The sequence below is a fragment of the Stenotrophomonas sp. S41 genome (assembly GCF_016624625.1).
In the GTDB taxonomy this organism is placed as follows: Bacteria; Pseudomonadota; Gammaproteobacteria; order Xanthomonadales; family Xanthomonadaceae; genus Stenotrophomonas.
Map to the genome: position 1 here is coordinate 1 of NZ_JACVTV010000023.1, position 18,946 is coordinate 18,946.

At 65.3% G+C, this 18,946-nt stretch carries 12 protein-coding genes; 10 read left to right on the forward strand and 2 right to left on the reverse strand.

Annotated elements, in window-relative coordinates:
• Positions 1-567: 567 nt before the first annotated feature.
• From IAE56_RS07330 to IAE56_RS07355, 6 genes are all read left to right on the forward strand, one after another.
• Complete coding sequence (locus IAE56_RS07330) at positions 568-1,077, forward strand: CS1 type fimbrial major subunit (protein WP_200752051.1); 510 nt, start codon at positions 568-570, stop codon at positions 1,075-1,077.
• Positions 1,078-1,139: 62 nt separating this feature from the next.
• Positions 1,140-3,860, forward strand: coding sequence for a TcfC E-set like domain-containing protein (locus IAE56_RS07335; RefSeq protein ID WP_200752052.1), 2,721 nt, complete (start codon positions 1,140-1,142; stop codon positions 3,858-3,860).
• Positions 3,857-4,996 (forward strand): CfaE/CblD family pilus tip adhesin, encoded by a 1,140-nt coding sequence (locus IAE56_RS07340; protein WP_200752053.1) that lies wholly within the window; start codon positions 3,857-3,859, stop codon positions 4,994-4,996. The genes IAE56_RS07335 and IAE56_RS07340 overlap by 4 nt, the downstream gene beginning before the upstream one ends.
• 18 nt (positions 4,997-5,014) lie before the next feature.
• The gene (locus IAE56_RS07345) at positions 5,015-5,710 is read left to right on the forward strand and encodes a pilus assembly protein (protein ID WP_200752054.1); all 696 of its coding nucleotides are present in this window, start codon (positions 5,015-5,017) and stop codon (positions 5,708-5,710) included.
• A gap of 68 nt (positions 5,711-5,778) precedes the next feature.
• Positions 5,779-11,259 carry an ESPR-type extended signal peptide-containing protein gene (locus tag IAE56_RS07350; RefSeq protein WP_200752055.1) on the forward strand — a complete coding sequence of 1,827 codons (5,481 nt, stop codon included), beginning with the start codon at positions 5,779-5,781 and terminating at the stop codon, positions 11,257-11,259.
• 69 nt (positions 11,260-11,328) lie between these two features.
• Positions 11,329-12,066: a hypothetical protein gene (locus tag IAE56_RS07355; protein WP_200752056.1), complete on the forward strand. Its 738-nt coding sequence runs from the start codon at positions 11,329-11,331 to the stop codon at positions 12,064-12,066.
• Positions 12,067-12,163: 97 nt separating this feature from the next.
• On the opposite strand, the gene IAE56_RS07360 is transcribed toward IAE56_RS07355, so the two are convergent.
• The gene (locus IAE56_RS07360; RefSeq protein ID WP_200752057.1) at positions 12,164-12,814 is read right to left on the reverse strand and encodes a hypothetical protein; all 651 of its coding nucleotides are present in this window, start codon (positions 12,812-12,814) and stop codon (positions 12,164-12,166) included.
• A 353-nt stretch (positions 12,815-13,167) separates the two neighbouring features.
• Positions 13,168-15,588, reverse strand: a complete 2,421-nt coding sequence (locus IAE56_RS07365) for a penicillin-binding protein 1A (protein WP_200752058.1) — start codon at positions 15,586-15,588, stop codon at positions 13,168-13,170.
• Between the two features lie 219 nt (positions 15,589-15,807).
• Between IAE56_RS07365 and IAE56_RS07370 the strand changes: the two genes are divergently transcribed.
• Genes IAE56_RS07370 through IAE56_RS07385 form a run of 4 tightly spaced genes read left to right on the forward strand, consistent with a single transcriptional unit; the run spans position 15,808 to position 18,942 of the window.
• Positions 15,808-16,866, forward strand: coding sequence for a pilus assembly protein PilM (locus tag IAE56_RS07370; protein WP_108769848.1), 1,059 nt, complete (start codon positions 15,808-15,810; stop codon positions 16,864-16,866).
• On the forward strand, positions 16,866-17,756 hold the full coding sequence (locus IAE56_RS07375) for a PilN domain-containing protein (RefSeq protein ID WP_200752059.1): 891 nt from the start codon (positions 16,866-16,868) through the stop codon (positions 17,754-17,756). Before IAE56_RS07370 ends, IAE56_RS07375 begins: the two co-directional genes overlap by 1 nt.
• Entirely contained in the window at positions 17,753-18,409 is a 657-nt protein-coding gene (pilO, locus tag IAE56_RS07380; RefSeq protein ID WP_200752060.1) for a type 4a pilus biogenesis protein PilO, read from the forward strand. The genes IAE56_RS07375 and pilO overlap by 4 nt, the downstream gene beginning before the upstream one ends.
• Positions 18,406-18,942 carry a pilus assembly protein PilP gene (locus tag IAE56_RS07385; RefSeq protein WP_174213516.1) on the forward strand — a complete coding sequence of 179 codons (537 nt, stop codon included), beginning with the start codon at positions 18,406-18,408 and terminating at the stop codon, positions 18,940-18,942. The genes pilO and IAE56_RS07385 overlap by 4 nt, the downstream gene beginning before the upstream one ends.
• Positions 18,943-18,946 lie beyond the last annotated feature (4 nt).

The following is an 18,946-nucleotide window of genomic DNA, read 5'->3' on the forward strand; positions in this document are numbered from 1 at the left end:
ATCTACTGACGTTGGGCGTTCGTGCCATCCACGCATGGCGTGGATCTACTGACGTTGGGCGTTCGTGCCATCCACGCATGGCGTGGATCTACTGACGTTGGGCGTTCGTGCCATCCACGCATGGCGTGGATCTACTGACGTTGGGCGTTCGTGCCATCCACGCATGGCGTGGATCTACTGACGTTGGGCGTTCGTGCCATCCACGCATGGCGTGGATCTACTGACGTTGGGCGTTCGTGCCATCCACGCATGGCGTGGATCTACTGCTACGCGTTTGCTCTCTGAATCTACAGTAGAGCCACGCCATGCGTGGATGCCTCTGCTCGGGCAATGAGGTTAGTTGCAAAACAATCGGCGAAAAGTTGCATCTCTCTCAATTCTTGACCGCCATCCCTAAAATTCCTTAACAACCAAATATTTAGGAATCGTTGAATGGTCAACGGGGGTAGGGGTTCCTACCATTCTCTCCGTCGCCACTCCCTACCTCCGGCGTGGTGACGCTCCCCTCCCACCCTCCTTCCTCCGGGAGGGGAGCTTCTTCCTTTCATTGTCCGAGAGAGACAACCGATGAATACCATTCTGAAGAAGGTCGCGCTGGCTGCAGCGCTGGCCACCGCTTCGCTGTCCGCACACGCCGCCGAAGCCGAAATCGCTGTCTGGGCCAGCGTCGATGCATCCCTGGCCCTGCTGAAAGCCGATGGCACTGCCCTGGACGATTCGGTCCGGCTGGTTCACAACCCCGTCAGCGGCCGACTGGGCGATTGGACCGATCGCGTCCGCATCTATAGCAATGGCACCGACAAGGACGTTGAAGTGCGCTTGGGTGCTGATCCGGTGCTGCTGCGTGAAGGTGGTGGCGGCACCGCCGTGCCGCTGGCGGTCAGCCTGAACGGCGAAGCCCTCAGCACTACCCCGCGGACCTACGAGGCCAGCAAGATCTTCGACGGTGCGATGGATGGCGCGTCCATCCCGATGGAGCTGCGTATCGCCCACGGCGGCACCGACAAGATCACCGTCGACGGCAAGTACGTGGGCATCGTCACCATCGCCATGGTCCATGCCGCTGGCACCCCGTAACACCCCGCGTTGAACCCCGCGCCGGCCCGACCACCGGGCCGGCCGCACCAGGCACCCCTCCCATGAAAGCTCCCGCACCCGCCGTCACCCGGCTGGCGGTCGCGCTCGCCTTGTCGCTGGCCACGCCGCTGGTCGCGGCACGCGGCGTTCCCGTCGGTTTCGAGGATCTGGTTGAAGGCCAGGTCGAACAACTCGACATCCGCCTGTTCGGCCGCAGCGCCGGGCTCTCACCGGTGCGCGTCACCCTGGAACACGTGCAGCTGGAAGATCCCGCACGCGTGCTGCAGGCGCTCGACCTGCCGGCCGATGCCCAGGCGGCGCTGCTGCCCGCACTCACGCAGCCGCTGGCGCGCAACAGCCACCTGGCCTGCCGCTTCGGCGGCGCCGAAGCCGGCTGCGGCTACCTCGATCCGCCGGAAGACCCCAACACCGTGCGCGCGCTGTATGACGAAGGCGAGGGCGCCGTGCGCCTGTTCGTGGCCAAGCAATGGATCACCGCCGAGCCCGCCGCCGACCGCTTCCACCAGATCAGCAGCAATGCCGAGAACGCCTTCCTGCACCAGCAGACCGTCAACCTCAGCGGCGGCCGCGGCTACCAGGCCATCACCGCCCAGGGCGCGGGCGCGCTGGGGATGTTCCAGCGCGGCCACATCGCCGTGGATTGGAACCTCAACAGCCAGCAGTACCGCGGTGGCCGACGCCGCCACGATTTCCAGTTCGACAACGCCTATTACCGCCATGACCTGGGCCCGCAGCACTACCTGCAGGCCGGGCGCATGGACCGCCGCAACCTGTCCAGCCCGCAGGGTGGCACCTTCAGTTTCAGCATGCTGCCGATGGACCGCTTCGCCGGCCTGCGCATCGGCACCACCCAGGCCTACGTGGATACCGAAGCGGCCGTGCAGTCCACGCCGCTGACCGTGCTGCTGGCCCGCGATGCACGCGTGGATGCCTTCGATGGCGAGCGCCTGCTGCAGAGCTTCTACCTGCAGGCCGGCATCAACGATCTGGACACGCGCCGCTTCCCGTTCGGCAACTACACCATCACCCTGCGCATCTACGAGGACGGCGTGCTGGTGCGCAGCGAGGAAGCACCGTTCGACAAGGGGGGCGACTGGGCCAACAGCAGCGTGCAGTGGTTCATGCAGGGCGGCCGCCGCAATGAGCGCCGCAGTGACCGGTTTGATGGCGAGATGGCCGCCATGGCCGGCCTGCGCGTGCCGATGGGCCGCGACATGGCGCTTACCGCAGGCGTCGCCGATCTCGGCGGTTTCAGCTACGGCGAGCTGCGCGTGGACCTGCGCCACATGTTCACCACCCAGGACGTGCGCGCCAGCTTCAGCGGCATGCGCGGCAGCGATGGCAGCAGCGGCCAGCAGCACCAGCTGTCCTACCGCCGCAAGGCGTCCTGGAACGTCTACCAGCAGCGCATGCGTGGCCGTGCCTGCCAATTTGAATTCGATACCCGCGACCGCCTGGCCTGCGCCGATTCGCTCAGCGCCTCGATGTCACTGCCCATCGGCGGTGGCAACGCCTACGTCGCCTACACCCGCCGCCAGACCTGGAGCCGAGGCACCGTGCTCACCCCCGACCCCGATGACCCGATGGCTGCGCTCGACCCGCTGCTGCCGTGGGAGCCGCGCTACAGCCGCGACCCCAACCTCACCCGCACCTGGCAGGCCAGCTACAGCCGCGTGCAGCGCTGGCAGGAATTCAGCGTCTCCACCCGCGTGGGCGTCTGGCAGCAGGCCACGCAGCGCAGCGTGGGCGACAGCCGCGACCGCGGCATCTTCATCAACCTCAGCCTGACCCGCCTGCAGCGCCGCGACATCGGCAGCTCGCAGCGCCGCTACGCCGTGGATGTGCGCCAGCCGCAGCACGCGCGCCCGGATGTGAACTACGGCGCCAGCCAGACCCTGCGCCAGGAAGTGGATGCCCTGTACCGCGAGGCCACCGTGGACCTGCGCGGCAACAACACTGACCGCTACAGCGCATCGCTGAGCGCCCAGACCCAGAACAAGTACGGCCACACCGGCGCCAGCGTGTCGCATTACCAGCAGCGCGGCGGCGACGAACTGAGCTATACCGCCACCCACAGCTCCGGCTTGGCGCTGGGCCGTCGTGGTTTCTACTGGGGTGGCGGCCTGGGTGCCGAGGCCGGCCTGGCGGTGCAGGTGGATGGCACCGACGACCTGGAGCTGACCGGCGTGGCCGCCGAGCTGCAGGTGGGTGGCCAGCGCAAGCAGCGCCTGGCGCTGGGCGAACGCCGGCTGATGCCGCTGTCGGCCTATCAATCGCACCGCGCCGAAGTGCAGGATGCCAGCGCACTGAACAGCGATGCCGCCATCCGCGTGACCGGCGTGGGTGGCGCGCGCCCGCTGTTCCTCGCGCCCGGCCGCCTGGTGCGCATGCCGGTGCCGATTGAAGTGACCTACACCTTCATCGGCAACGCCCGCGACGTGGCCGGCGTGCCGCTGGGCGGCGCCCGCATCCTCAACGCCCCCGTGCCCGGCACCGGCAGCAACGGCGGTTTCGTGGCCGACTTCCCGCGCCGCGAACGCACCCTGTACCTGCTGCAGGATGACCGCCTGCTGCAGTGCCCGCTGCAGGTCCGCGAGCGCCGCAGCGTGGTGATGCTGGTGGGCGCGGTGAACTGCGAGCCGCTTTCAGTGGCGCAGCTGCCGCCGGATATCCGCCAGCAGGCGCGGGTAACCCGGCTGCTGCAGGAACAGGCGTTGATTGCAGGCACGCAGCAGACCGCTGCGGCAGGAGGTACGCCATGAAGCGCGCGATTCGCGGATTGATGTGGGTGATGTTGAGTACCGCGCTGGTGGTGATGGTGCCGCGGGCGTTTGCGCAGCGGCCGCCGGAGACGCATCCGGTGAGCACGCACCAGGACATTGTGATGAGTTGGGATCGCTCGGCGTTGCCGGGCGATGTGGAGATTCTGCCGCGTCGAACCGTGCTCGGCTATAGCCATACAGACTCGAGCCTGCAGTACGGACTGTTGCATTTCGTTTGCACATCTGAATCCAGCGCCGAACACGGACAGTGCCCGACTGTGGGTCAGGAACTTATAGGAATTGGTGCAAAAACAATCCCGTTAACTTTCACAGAGGCGAGAACGTCTGCCCGCTTTAACTTAAATGTCACGGCTGGCATTGAGAGAGCACTGTCCAGCCGAGTGTGTCTCGGTGACTTCTGGCACGGAAGTCTACTGGCTCCCTGGTCAGTATCTGGAGAGTATTGCCGTTCGAAAGCTGCAGGCACGGGTGCGGAGCTGTGGCTTGAGAAAAATGAGTTGAGCAAACTGGTTGCTGGGGTCTGGACCGCGCGTCTGGATCTGTCGTTGCGTACGCCTGCCAACTCAAATGTGGCGAGCTACAACTTCGAATTCTCCTTCACTGTCACCGACCGCGACGCAGTAGCCATCTACTTCCCGCACTTCGACGAAATCTCCCCACACGTCGGCATGAACCTCCGCTACGACCCCATCACCCAGACTGTGGGTGGCGGCACGACCGTGGACATGTGCCTGTACGACGGACTCGGGTCGCACTCGCCTTACCTGGGTGTAACCGTCCGCGACTCCGGCAGCCGAACACCCGGCCCCACTGGCTTCTCCGCATGGCATCGCGACAGTGGTGGCACCGGCGACAGCGAGCGCCTCGATTACAACGTCACCCTCGACTACAACGGCGCGCCGTTGCCCATGCGCAACGGCGTGGAAGAGCAACTCACCGGCATCGATACCGCCAAGTTGAAGCTGGTGGTGCTGCCCGGCATGAGCCAGCCCGTGTTCTGCGTGGATACACCGCTGCGGCTGGAGATGCCGCGCGTGCCCATTGCCGAGAAACAGGCGGGCTATTACCGCGGCGATCTCAAGGTCGAGCTCCGCGTCCCCACCGGTGTGCCCTGATCCCCACCAGGAGTGTCCATGAAACGTCTTTCTTTCTGTCTGCTGCCCCTCTCCCTGCTGCTGGCGGTGCCTGCCCAGGCCAACCTCACCGTGCATCCCATGCGCACCTCGGTGGATGCCAAACGGGGTACGCAGATCCGCGTCTACTCGCAGTCCGCCCAGCCGCAGTACATCCAGGCCTCACTGCGGCGCATCGTCAACCCGGCCGATGCCGATGAGCGCGAGGTGGAGGTGGAGCCCGGCGATGCGGAGATTGCAGTGACGCCTGCCAAATTTGCACTTTCAGGTGCCGGCAATCGCCTGATACGGGTCATCCCGCTGCAGCCGGTGGAGCGGGAAGCGGCGTATCGCGTGTACTTCGAAGGCGTCAGCGGGCCGGAAGAAGCAACCGCAGACGCCAAGGAGGCCGCCGAGGCGAAGGTTGGTGTCAACCTGGTCTGGGGCGCGCTGGTGAACGTGCTGCCGGCCGATGGCACAGTGCTGCCACGCCTGCAGGGCAATACCCTGCGCAACGACGGCACGCTGCGCCTGGGCATTACCAGCATTTCCGATTGCGTCGGCAACCGCTGCACCGCGCACGACGTCTCCCGCAGCCTGTATCCCGGCAGTGCGCTGCAGCTGCCGTTTGCCGTTGAAGCCGGGCACACCGTGCAGCTGCGCTACCGGCTGACCCGCGATGGTTATCGCGAGCACGTGCAGACCCTTACTCCCTGATCCCCACACCCCGCCTTGCGCTGGGCGCGGGCGGGTTTCTTCTGTATTCCCTGTTAAGGAGACACCTGATGAACAAGATCTATCGCCGCCTCTGGTCCACCGCACGGCAGTGCTGGGTGGTGGCCAGTGAGCTGACTTCACCGCGTGGAAAGGCCTCTTCTACTGTCGGCGCCTCTGCACTGGTGCTGGCCATGGCAATGCTGCCCGGCGTGGGGGTGAATAACGCGCATGCCTATTACTACAACACGTGCCAGAACCCAAGCCAGTACAACTGCGTACCCTTCATGGCAGAAGTGGAGGGGTCGCAGCCAAACACGCTGGTGACGGGCTCAAGGTCCTACATGATGCTTGGCATGAGCAGCTACATGCACGGAAGCTACTCCACCTTGTTCGGCAACTGGTCAAGGTCGGTGGGCAACAACAATGCGGTGTTCGGATTCGACACCCGGGCGAAGCAAAGCAACAGTGCAGTATTTGGTGCCCGATCCGAAGCGGACGGCAACGGTGCTGTAGCGGTAGGCACTAGCGCGTATGCACACGGAGACATGTCCATTGCGATGGGCTACGCAGCGAAAGCCGTTGAGGGCGGCGGCGTCTCACGCATTGCCATCGGTAACGACGCCAATGCGGGTACGTCCGGCTGGACAGGTGCCGTAGCTATAGGGGGACGATCAAAGGCGGAATACGATAGCCTTGCGGTGGGCTACGAAGCCAAGGCCACAGCCGTTCGCTCCGTCGCCCTCGGTCGTGGCTCGGTCGCCACCGAGACAGACACGGTCTCGGTTGGCAACGCAGCCGCCAAAAGCCGACGGCGCATCGTCAACGTTGCTGACGGTGTCGTCAACAGCAGCAGCTTCGACGCGGTCAATGGTCGGCAGCTGCAGCAGGTCATTGACAACAACGCCACTGCAAATGCGGTGATCGCGGCTGGCTCTACGCTTGATGATAAGCAGGCTACGTCCCGTGGGCACTTGGCGCTGTCAGTCGGTCATCTAGCGCAGTCCAACGGTGTTGCAGCACTCGCATTGGGTCATTCCGCCTATGCGGGCGCAGATAACGCAATTTCCCTTGGTAGCGGCTCGCGTGCAGCTGGCGTCGGTGCCGTAGCCTTAGGCGGAAACACCCGCGCCATTCACAGGAATTCTGTCGCACTGGGTGAAGGCTCGGAAACCAGCGGTGACCGGCAGGTCTCGGTCGGCAGCGGCTCGATCAAGCGCAGGATCATCAATCTGAATGATGGTGACGTCAGCGCGACGAGCAGCGATGCAATTACCGGCAAGCAATTGCATGCCACCAACCAGCGCATCGACAGCACCAACCGGGCCATTGCCACGAGCGCCGCGATTTCCGAAGCGAACAAGGCCGTAGCGACGGGCGCTGTCTCCCTGGCCATCGGCAACCTCTCCAAGGCAACTGGTGACGCAACGACCGCCGTGGGACACATGTCGAAGGCGGAAGCACTGAATGGCGTTGCAATGGGCGCGTCCGCGCGCGCTGCGGCAAAGTACTCCGTGGCGCTGGGCAGCAATTCGGTGGCAGGGCACGAGGAGTCTGTCGCGCTTGGCGAGCAATCGCAGACCAATGGCATCAAGCAGGTATCGGTGGGCAATGCCACGCTGAAGCGCAAGATCGTCAACCTGGCCGACGGTGACATCAACGCCACCAGCAGCGACGCGGTGACCGGCAAGCAGATGCACCAGGAGAGCCAGCGGATCAGTGGCTTGGTGAAGCAGGCCCATGGAGGTGGCATCCTGTACCTGGGCGCTGAAAACACCGGCAACGTACTGACCGTCAGCAACAAGGAGGGCGGGAAGCGTTATATCAACGGCGTACAGAACGCCACGCTGAGCGCATCCAGTAGTGATGCCGTTACGGGCCAGCAGCTGTTTGCCACCAACAACAACGTGACAACTGCACAGAGCACGGCAAACAACGCACTGGGAAAAGCCGATGCTCTTGGCGGTCTGGTCAGCCAGGCTGCTGCCAATGGCAACGTTCGGTTGGGCGGTGAAAATACCGGCACCGTGCTGGATGTCCGCAACAAGGCCAATGCCAGTCGTGTAATTGACGGCGTGACCGCCGGCAAGGTCGGCACCGACAGCAACGAGGTTGTGACCGGCAGGCAGCTTCATGCAACCGAAACACGGATCAATGCCGTCATCAGGACGGCGGTGGGCGCGGAGGCCGTTGCCAATCGGGCGGACGCAAAAGCAGATCTGCTCGGTGGCCTGATCAACGAAGTGGCCGGCGATGGCGACGTGCGTCTGGGGGGCGCCAATGCGGGCACCGTGCTGGATGTGCGCAACAGCGCCGATGCAAATCGGACCTTGAGTGGCCTCGCCGATGGCACCATCAGCGCAACCAGCACCGAAGCTGTGACTGGCAAGCAGCTGCAGGCCACCCATGATCGTCTGGCAACGGCGCAGTCGCGCGCCGACGCCGCATTTGCTGATGCTTCCGCCGCGCAGACGACCGCCAACCAGGCCAAGGCCAAGGCCGATGCAACCGGTAATGCCGTAGCCACCTCGGCGGTGATTGAAGATCGCAACCGCGCGACCGCCACGGGCAGTCTGGCAATGGCGATGGGCGAGGCTGCCAAGGCCAATGGTGTGGCAGCCTTTGCCATGGGCCATAGCGCCATTGCCAATGGCAACAATGCCGTGTCCGTGGGCAGCGCATCGGCCGCCTCGGCCAAGTTCGCGGTGGCACTGGGCGGCAATGCCAAGGCAAAGCACGAGAACTCGGTGGCTCTGGGCGAGGGCTCCGAGACTACGGGCATCAATGAGGTATCGGTGGGCAACGCCGCGACGGATCTGAAGCGCCGCATCGTCAACGTGGACGATGCACGTCTGACCGACAGCAGCACCGATGCGGTGACCGGCAAGCAGTTGTTCGTCACCAACGAAAAGGTCCGAGCGAATGAGGGTGTACTTGCAGGCCACACCAGCGACCTGGCAACGCAGTCTGGCCACATCGCCGACAATCGACGCGATCTGGATGCGCTGCGCTCGGAATTCGAGGACTTCGATCCGGACCTGGATGGCGTCGTGAAGTTTGCTGCCGACGGAAGCGTGGATATCGCCGGCGGGAAGCTACGTGGTGTGGCCGCGGGTGATATCAGCTCTTCAGCGAGTACAGACGCTGTGAATGGTGGGCAGCTCTTTGCTAGCAATGAGCGAATCGCCTCAATGGAGTACGGCGGCCGCTTCTTCAAAATCGGTACTGATGAGTATAGTGAAGATGCCTATGCGGGCTGGTTCGGTGTTGCCATCGGTGAGTCTGCAGAAGCATCCAGGGTGGGTGAGGGAGGAGTTGCGGTTGGTGGTTTTGCTAGCGCACTGGGTACCAACTCTGTTGCGCTGGGACGGGGGTCCCAAGTTATCCAGTCCGCCACCAAAGGGTTCGCACTCGGCGCTAGCTCTAGCGTTGATGCGGAAGGAGGAATCGCTTTGGGTGCAGACTCGAGGGTGACGTCTTCCGCAAGAGGCAGTGTTGCAATTGGTGAAGGGTCCATCGCTGATGTGGCTGGAACGGTGTCGGTTGGTGGCGAAGGACTGGTGCGCAGGATCACTAATGTCGGACGTGGTGCGGGCCTGTCCGACGCCTCTACGGTTGCTCAGCTTGATGACGCCCTTCGGACTTTGGGCGCGGGCGCAGGCATGGATAGCAGCGGCAACATCATCGCTCCCACCTACAACATCCAAGGCGGCACCCAGAGCAATGTCGGCGATGCCCTCGCCGCACTCGACAGCGCCGTGGTCACTGCGGACAGCCGCGTGGACAACCTGGAAGGCAAGCTGCGCTCCGTATTCCTGGATGGCCCGTCGGTGCGTGCCGATGGCCTGAATCAGCTGGTGCTGGCAGGCGCCAATGGTTCGGTGCTGACCAATCTGGCCGACGGCCGCGTTGCCGCAGGCAGCCGTGATGCTGTAACCGGTAGCCAGCTGTTTGAGGCGAAGCAGGAGATCGCCCGCAACCGCAATGATCTGAATGACCTGCGCGGTGAACGTGATGGGCTGCTGTCGCGCGGGCTGATGGCGGCGGAGCAGGGCAACGTGATCGATTACGGCGGCGCGCGATTGACGGGTGTTGCTGATGGGGTGCTCAGTCCGCGTAGCAGCGATGTCGTAGTCGGAAGTCAGCTCTATGCGAGCAATGAGCGAATTGGCGCTGTTGAAGGGAAAGTGCGCAACTTTGCATTCGGTGTGACACCCTACGAGGATGATGATTCTGATCCGCCGATGGCGGGGAAGTTCGGCGTTTCCATAGGTGACTGGTCGAAGGCATCCCCTGATTCAGAAGGTGCTGTTGCGGTTGGATTTGCCGCAGTGGCATCCGGCAAGAATTCGGTTGCACTTGGGCGCGGTTCACACGTCCACAAGAGCGCCGAACGGGGGTTCGCGGTAGGAACAGAGTCTCAAGTGGGTGCATTCGGCGGTATCGCATTGGGCGCAGCCAGCGTGGTTGGGACATCTGCCTTCAACGCTGTCGCCTTGGGCGCAGAATCGATAGCTGAGGAGGCCAGTACTGTCTCAGTTGGGCACAGAGGCCTCCAACGCCGCATCGTAAACGTAGCCAACGGCCGCAACGCCACCGATGCCGCCACCGTCGGCCAGCTCCGCGGTGCGCTCGCCACCCTCGGCGGCGATGTCGACGCCAACGGCAACATCATCAACCCGACCTTCAACGTGCAGGGCAGCCAGCAGTCCACCCTCAACGAGGCCTTGTCCAGCCTGGACTCCGCCGTCGTCACCAACACCACACGCACCGAGCGCGTGGAATCCCAGCTCCGCTCGGTCTTCCAGGACAGCCCGACCGTCCGCAACGACGGCCTGAACCAGCTCACCTTTGCCGGTGCCAACGGCATGGTGCTGTCCAACGTCGCCAACGGTGCCATCGCCGCCGGCAGCCGCGATGCGGTCAACGGTGGTCAGCTGCATTCCATGCAGCAGCAGCTCAACGGCCGCATGGACGGGCTGGAGCAGCGTATCGACGGCCAGCCGCAGGCACCGCAGTCGCGTACGCTCACCGTGGCTGCGGCGGACAGCGGCGCATCGTCCGCCCCGGCGGCCACGCCGGCCGCCGACGAGCCGGCTGCACCGCCGCCGTCCAGTGGTGACAACAAGGTCGTGGCCGATGCCGGCAACGCACCGAAGTCGTCGCCGCAGCCGCAGGCCGATGCACCCAAGCCAGAATCGCCCAAGCCGCAGGTGGATACCGCCGAACTCGAGAAGATGCTGGCCCGTGCCAACGAGTACAGCGATGGCATCTCCCGCGAGGTGGACCGCCGCCTGGACAAGATGGACAAGCGCTTCAACCGCATGGCGGCGATGAGCAGCGCGCAGAGTGCGATGGCCATGAACACCGCCGGCCTGAACACCTACAACCGCCTGGGTGCGGGCGTGGGTTACAGCGAGGGCGAGTCGGCCATGGCCGTGGGCTACCAGCGCGTGTTGAACGACAAGGGCTCGGCAACCTTCAGCCTCAATGGTGCCTTCACCAACAGTGGTGAACGCAGCATGGGCGTGGGTGTGGGCATTGGCTGGTAAGCCGTGACGCCCCGGCGTGGCGCGCAGAAGGATGCCCGTTGCGCCGGGGCACTTCAGAGGGAGATGGCGATGTACAAGAAGTTCAGCCGCTTCATGACCTACCGGCGCTTCTATGTGTGGCGCGCGCGGTACAACTATGTGGTCCGCAGCATCAACGGATGGACGCTTGTCTACGCGCTGCTGGTGCTGGGGCTGGTGTATTCCTGCTGGATCATCTGGAAGATCAGCAACCCGCCGGTACCGCGCGTGCATCCGGAGGCTGCCAAGGTGCAGGTGCGGTTGATCCAGGAGCAGTCGATGCATCGCGTGGCCGTGGCACTCCACGGCGGCGGCAAGCCCGGGCAGGATTACACCACGGCCGACGAGGTACGTGCGGCGACGCTGCGCGCGATGCGGGCGCGTGAGGTGTATTTGGGCGAGGAATCCAAGCAGCTGCAGGCCGACATGCTGGCGGATATCTCCGATTACATCCGGGCGACGGGTGTGTGTGCGCCTTTCATCTGCTGGCATGTGAAAGAGAGCGTCGCGCAGCTGCAAAGGGCAGGGCAGCGCACGGCTGCACTGGATGAAGCGCTGCGGCCGATGTTGGACCTGCCCAGCGGGGCGCTGCCGCCACTGGACGGAGGCCTGGACCGGTTGCAGAACTCGTGGTCCGACCCGTTCCAGGATGTGGTTTTCCACGGCTGGATGCTCAGCGACATGCAGGTGCTGCACGAGCGCATGATGAAGGAGTACCCGCAGCGCGAGCCGATGCCGTGGTTGTCGCGGTTGATGGACAAGCCGCTGGACCCGCGTTACGCGATGTGATGCGTTGGTGGGTGTAACGCCGCTGCGCTCGCCCGGGCATGGCCCGGCGCTACCCTTGCGGTGCCGCGCGGAAGAGCAGCCGATCATGGGCTCGGCTCTACAGGGGCGGCGCGATGTAGGCGGCGATCTCCGCTTCTGCCAGCAGCTGCCGCAGCTGCGCGATGGATGCCCGCCGCATGGGTTTCTCATCCACCGGTGACAGCGGTGCCTGGCGCAGGGCGTCGTACGGCAGCACGGCCAGGTCGAAGGTCAGTTCCTCCGCGCTGAACACCCACACCGGTACGTCCAGGTTGCGCTCGCGGTCCAGGCGCAGGCGGCGCACGCGCGATTCGGCAGGGATGCCGTGTTCGTCGAGGAAGCGGTGCACGGCTTCCGGGTCATCGCTGTGCACGTGCAGCTGCACGGGGCTGTTGCTGTCGGCGGTGCCGTCCAGCACCGGACCGACCAGGCGCGGGGCGAAGCCATGCAGGAATTCCAGGGCGCGCCCTGCGGCCTCGCGGCGGCGCTGCAGGTCGTTGCCGTGCTCGGGCCCGGCGAACAGGCGCTGGTACTCGCGCAGGGCGTCTTCGATCTCGACGTTGCGGGGCAGGGAGGCATCGTCATGGATGCCGAGGCGGCTGGCGGCCTTCAACTTGGCTCGGTGGTAGTCGCGGATGCCGCCTTCGGCCATGAGGCGGGCGGCTTCGTGGGCGAGGCGGTGGCGCCGCTCGCGGGTCTGGCTGGCAGCATGCTGACGTGCCCGATGCATGCAAAGACTCCTGATGCGACCTGGGGACAGGTTAGCGCAGTGATGTGACATCTGCGTGGGGGGCGGGCGGTTCCTGTAGAGCCGAGCCCATGCTCGGCTGCACTACGGCAGTGCCAACCAACGGTTGGCACCCACCAGAGCAGGAAGCGCCAACCAAGGTTGGCATCTACCGGTAGCGCCGGGCCATGCCCGGCGGATGCCCAAGCAGTGCCAACCAACGGTTGGCACCCACCAGGCAGAGGCAGAAGCAAAGGCAGTGCCAACCAACGGTTGGCACCCACCAGGCAGAGGCAGAGGCAAAGGCAGTGCCAACCAACGGTTGGCACCCACCTGTACCGGCACCCGTACCGGCCTTAGAAGATATCGAACGCGGCGGCGTCGGCCTGCGGGGTGTTCTGCAGGTTGAGGTCGTAGTCGGTCAGGCGGTCCATGTCCTCCACCTTCACCCACTCCACCGCGCCGTTGAGCGTGGCCTGGACCATGCCGGCCGGCGGTTCGTTCTCGGCCAGCGGCACGTCCTTCAGGGCCACGCGCATGTAGTCGATCCAGATCGGCAGGGCGGCCTTGCCACCGTATTCGCGGTAGCCCAGCGAGCGGAAGTCGTCGCGGCCCACCCAGACGGTGGTCACGTACGGGCCGCCGAAGCCGGAGAACCAGGCGTCGCGGTGGTCGTTGGTCGAACCGGTCTTGCCACCCAGGTCGGCGCGGCCGAGCACCTTGGCGGCGGTACCGGTACCGCGCTGGACCACGTCGCGCATCATCGACACCAGCTGGTAAGCCGTACGGGCGTCGATCGCGCGCGGGGCGGTGCGGGCGTCCGGGTTGACCGGCGCGGCCGGGGTCTCGGTGGCTGGCTTGGCAGCCGCCGTGGCATCGGGCTTGGGTGCCGGGGCGCCGAAGTTGAAGCCGTCCACCACCTGGTTCACCGGCTGGTCGCTGGTGCCGGCGCACTCGCGGCAGGCCAGGGCCGGGTTCTCCTTGAACACCACGGTGCCGTCGCGGTCGGTCACCTGGTCGATCAGCCAGGTGTCCACGCGCGAGCCACCGTTGGCGAACACGGCGTAGCCGCGGGCCACCGACAGCGGGGTGAGCGAGGCGGTACCCAGCGACATCGACAGGTTCGGCGGCAGTTCCGATTCGGCAAAGCCGAACTCACTGATGTACTTGCGCGCGTAATCCACGCCCATGCCGTCAAGCAGGCGCACCGAGACCAGGTTGCGCGACTGCACCAGCGCTTCGCGCAGGCGCATCGGGCCGCGGAAGCCGCCGCCGTCGTTCTGCGGGGCCCAGGTCTTGCCGCGGCGGTCGCGGAACACGACCGGGGCGTCGAGCACGATCGAGGCCGGGTTGTAGCCCTTGTCGAAGGCGGCCGCGTAGACGAACGGCTTGAAGCTCGAACCCGGCTGGCGGCGGGCCTGGGTGGCGCGGTTGAACTTGTTGCCGGAGAAGCTGAAGCCACCGACCAGAGCCTTCAGGGCGCCACTGTGGGCATCCAGCGAGACCAGGGCGGACTGGCCGCGCGGGATCTGGTCCAGCAGCCACTCGCCTTCCTTCGCACCAGCGCGCACGCGCACGATGTCGCCGCGCTGCACCAGCTTGCCCGGGGTCTTGTTGGTCCACTTGGCGGCGCCGGCCGGCAGCACGATCTCGCTGCGGTTGGCCAGGACCACGGTGGCGCTGCCGTCGGCGCCGGTGCTGGCGACGATGGCCGGCAGCAGGCCAGCCTGGCCGGCGATGCCGCGCAGGTGCTCGGCCAGGGCAGCGGCGTCATCACCGGCGCCCAGCTGCACCTGCTTTTCCACGCCGTGCCAGCCGTGGCGGTGGTCGTACAGCAGCAGGCCGTCACGCACGGCCAGGTTGGCCGATTCCTGCAGGGTGGCATCGATGGTCGTGGTGACGTGATAGCCCTTGTTGACCACGTCACCGCCGAAGCGGGCGATCATCTCCTGGCGCACCAGCTCGGCCACGTACGGGGCGTACACCTCCACCGGCGGCTCATGCGGGGTGGCGTGCATCGGCACGGCCTTGGCCGCATCGGCCTCGGCCTGGGTGACGAACTTCAGGTCGGCCATGCGCTGCAGCACGTAGTTGTCGCGGCGCTGGCGGGCACGTTCCGGGTTGGAGATCGGGTTGCCGGAGGAGGGGAACTTGGGGATGCCGGCCAGCGAGGCCATTTCGTCCAGGTCCAGCTCGTTCAGCTTCTTGCCGTAGTAGAACTCGGCGGCGGCGGCCACACCGTAGGCGCGGTTGCCGAAGAAACTCTTGTTCAGGTACAGCTCGAAGATCTCGTCCTTGCTCAGCTCGGACTCGATCTTGCGGGCCAGCAGGATCTCGGCCAGCTTGCGGGTGTAGCTGTACTCGGAGCTGAGGAAGAACTGGCGGGCGACCTGCTGGGTGATGGTCGAACCACCCGGCACGCGCCGGTCGCTGGTGGTGGCCAGCAGCCAGACCGCGCGGGCGATGCCCTTGTAGTCCACGCCGCCATGCTCATAGAAGCGCGCATCCTCGGTGGCCAGGAAAGCCCGCTTCAGGTTCTCCGGCACGTCCTTCATGGTGACGGGGGTGCGCCGGGTCTCGCCGAAGACGGCCATCAGCTTGCCATCGGCAGCATAGACGTACATCGGCTCCTGCATTTCCACGTCGCGCAGGGTCTGCACGTCGGGAAGCTTGGACGATACGGCGTAGTACAGGCCGCCGAGGGCGGCAGCACCAACCAGCGCCAGGACCAGGACAACAACAAAGATCCAGCGCAGCCAGCGGCGGAGACGAGTCATCGGTGTCAGATTCCGATTGCGAATTTCGTGGTCGCAGAGTATAGATTACGCAAGGTAGCGGCTGGGGCCGGTGCCGGGGAACGCAAGGGGAATTGCCAGGGGCTGCGTGTTCATCCTGTGAGGGATTTCACAGCAGGGCGGTTGCCATTCGCTAAAAATACGTTATTAATGCGCGGACGCAGATCCTGTGTCCAAGTGCCCGTCGGCAGGGGAGAAACCGTGGGGCTCATCCCAAAAAGTCAGTCGCCGCTCATTGGCGTCGACATCAGTTCGACTGCGGTAAAGCTGTTGCAGCTTTCCCGCAGCGGCAACCGTTTCCGCGTGGAACACTACGCCGTGGAACCGTTGCCGCCGAATGCTGTGGTTGAAAAGAACATCGTCGAGGTGGAGGCCGTGGGTGAGGCCATCCGCCGGGCGATGAACCGTTCCGGCAGCAAGGCCAAGCTGGCGGCGGCCGCCGTGGCCGGTTCGGCGGTGATCACCAAGGTGATCCCGATGCCGGCCGACCTCGACGAAGGCGACATGGAAGCCCAGATCGAGCTGGAAGCGGTCAACTACATTCCGTACCCGATCGAGGAAGTGAACCTGGACTTCGAGGTGATCGGGGCGATCCCGAACAACCCGGAGATGGTCCAGGTGCTGCTGGCTGCCTCGCGCTCGGAAAACGTCGAGCTGCGCCAGTCGGCGCTGGAGCTGGGCGGCCTGCAGGCCAAGGTGATGGACGTGGAGGCCTTCGCGGTCGAGAACGCCTTCGCCCTGGTGGCCAGCGAGCTGCCGGTGTCCCACGACGGCGTGGTGGCCCTGGTCGACATCGGCGCCACCATGACCACGCTGAACGTCCTGCGCGGCGGCCGCAGCCTGTACAGCCGCGAACAGGTGTTCGGTGGCAAGCAGCTGACCGACGAGATCATGCGCCGCTACGGCCTGAGCTACGAGGAAGCCGGTCTGGCCAAGCGCCAGGGCGGGCTGCCGGAAAGCTACGAAGTGGAAGTGCTGGAGCCCTTCAAGGAAGCGACGGTCCAGCAGATCAGCCGCCTGCTGCAGTTCTTCTACGCAGGCAGTGAATTCAACCGGGTCGACCACATCGTGCTCGCCGGCGGTTGCGCCGCGCTGGCCGGTCTGCCGGAGATGGTCGAAGAGCAGCTGGGCGTGCCGACCGTGGTCGCCAACCCGCTGGCACAGATGACCCTGGGCCCGAAGGTGCAGGCGCAGGCGCTTGCCCAGGATGCCCCCGCGCTGATGATCGCTACCGGTCTGGCACTGAGGAGCTTCGACTGATGGCACGCATCAATCTATTGCCTTGGCGCGCCGAACGGCGCAAGCAGCGCCAGCGCGAGTTCGGCGTCATGCTCGGCATGGCCGCGCTCGGTGGCCTGCTGCTGTCCCTGCTGATCTGGTTCTACTACGACATGCAGGTCAGCGGCCAGCAGGAGCGCAACGCGTACCTGCAGACCGAGATCGAGAAGGTCAAGAAGCAGAACGAGGAGATCAAGCGCCTCGACGAGCAGAAGAGCCGCCTGCTGGCGCGCAAGGCCGTCATCGAACAGCTGCAGGCCAAGCGTTCGCAGATGGTCCATCTGTTCGACGCGCTGGTCCGCACCATTCCCGATGGCGTGGTGCTGACCGCCCTGACCCAGGACGGCGACATGCTCACCCTGGAAGGCCGCACCCAGTCCAACGCACGCGTTTCGGCGTATATGCGCAACCTGGAAGTGTCCGGCTGGATGACCAACCCGGAACTGTCGATCATCCAGGCCAGCGCACCGGACAAGGACGCAACCCAGGGCAGCCTGTTGGCTGACATCAAGGCCCTGCCGTATACGTTCAAGGTCACGGTGAAGCTGCCGGCGCAGAGCGACGAGACGACCACCCCTGGCCTGAATGCCGATGGCTCGGTGGCGACGCCTGGTGCGGCTGCTCCGGCTGTCGCGCCGCTGGCGGCCGCCCCGGATGCGGCCGCCCCGGCAGCTGGCCAGGCTCCGGCACAGCCCGGCGCTGCCCCGGCGGCAGCCCCGGCACCTGCTGCTGCTCCGGCGAACAGCCCGGCTGCCCAGCCCGCGCCGGCCGCCCCGGCCGCCAAGCCGCCGGCCCCGCCCAAGCCTGAGGGGAGCCGCCTGGCGCAACCGCCGCAGGCCTTCCATGCCCCGCTGCAGGGGGACCGCGCATGAGCAAGAAAGTCGACCTCAAGAGCCTGGACTTCAACGACATCGGCAACTGGCCGCGGAACGCGAAGATCGTGTTCTGCACGCTGATCGCCCTGGTCATCATGTTCGTGGCGTACATGCTGCTGATCAGCGGCAAGCGTGAAGAGCTGGAAGGGCTGGAAGGCCAGGAAACCACGCTGCGCGAGGAGTTCAGCAAGGAACAGGCGCGTGCGGTGAATCTGGAGCCGCTGCGCCAGCAGCTGGCGCAGATGGAACAGGTGCTGCAGCAGATGCTGCGGCAGCTGCCCAGCAAGACCGAAATGCCGGACCTGATCATCGACATCTCGCAGACCGCGCTGTCCAGCGGCCTGACCAACCAGCTGTTCGAACCGGAACAGGAACAGATCAAGGAGTTCTACGCCGAGAAGCCGATCAAGCTGAAGATGGTGGGCAGCTATCACCAGTTCGGTGCGTTCGTCAGTGGCGTGGCCTCGCTGCCGCGCGTGGTCATCCTGACCATGCACGACATCAACCTGAAGCCTGTGGACAAGGCCAGCGGCACCAGCCGTGCCGGGGCGCTGGAACTGTCCGGCACGGTGAAGACCTATCGTTACCTGGATGATGCCGAGGTCGCCGAACAACAGACCGTTGAAGCGGGCAAGGAGGCGCAGCCGTGATCCGTTCCTTCATTGCACGGGGTGGCATGGCCATGGCGGTGTTGTTGCTGGCCGGTTGCGGCCGCGGCATCACCAGCACGCCGGGCGACGCCCCCAACCTGGAAAAGTGGGTTGAAAGCGAGCGCGCACGACCGGCGCAGCCGCTGGAGCCGCTGCCGGTGATGCAGCAGTTCGAGACCTTCGAGTATTCCGCGCAGGGCATGCGCGATCCGTTCACCGATGCCTGGGCCAATCCGCAGCAGGGGGCTGGTGGAACCCGTCCGGATCCGAACCGGCGCAAGGAGCCGCTTGAAGGCTTCCCGCTGGATGCGCTGGACATGGTGGGTACCATCGGTACCGGAGGCGGCACGGTCGCCCTGGTGATGGGGCCCGACAAGGTGACCTACCGGGTGCGCCCGGGTGGATACCTTGGGCAGAGCGACGGGCGGGTCACCGCGGTCTACGAAGACCGCGTGGAACTGATCGAACTTGTGCCGGACGGTGCGGGGGGCTGGCTGGAACGTCCGGCCACGCTCGCGCTCGATGATCAATGATCGT

What these genes read in the sequence shown, in the direction of transcription:
- IAE56_RS07330 (WP_200752051.1), top strand. Translation starts at nt 568, where the DNA reads ATGAATACCATTCTGAAGAAGGTCGCGCTGGCTGCAGCGCTGGCCACC.
- IAE56_RS07335 (WP_200752052.1), top strand. Translation starts at nt 1,140, where the DNA reads ATGAAAGCTCCCGCACCCGCCGTCACCCGGCTGGCGGTCGCGCTCGCC.
- IAE56_RS07340 (WP_200752053.1), top strand. Translation starts at nt 3,857, where the DNA reads ATGAAGCGCGCGATTCGCGGATTGATGTGGGTGATGTTGAGTACCGCG.
- IAE56_RS07345 (WP_200752054.1), top strand. Translation starts at nt 5,015, where the DNA reads ATGAAACGTCTTTCTTTCTGTCTGCTGCCCCTCTCCCTGCTGCTGGCG.
- IAE56_RS07350 (WP_200752055.1), top strand. Translation starts at nt 5,779, where the DNA reads ATGAACAAGATCTATCGCCGCCTCTGGTCCACCGCACGGCAGTGCTGG.
- IAE56_RS07355 (WP_200752056.1), top strand. Translation starts at nt 11,329, where the DNA reads ATGTACAAGAAGTTCAGCCGCTTCATGACCTACCGGCGCTTCTATGTG.
- IAE56_RS07360 (WP_200752057.1), bottom strand. Translation starts at nt 12,814, where the DNA reads ATGCATCGGGCACGTCAGCATGCTGCCAGCCAGACCCGCGAGCGGCGC.
- IAE56_RS07365 (WP_200752058.1), bottom strand. Translation starts at nt 15,588, where the DNA reads ATGACTCGTCTCCGCCGCTGGCTGCGCTGGATCTTTGTTGTTGTCCTG.
- IAE56_RS07375 (WP_200752059.1), top strand. Translation starts at nt 16,866, where the DNA reads ATGGCACGCATCAATCTATTGCCTTGGCGCGCCGAACGGCGCAAGCAG.
- pilO (WP_200752060.1), top strand. Translation starts at nt 17,753, where the DNA reads ATGAGCAAGAAAGTCGACCTCAAGAGCCTGGACTTCAACGACATCGGC.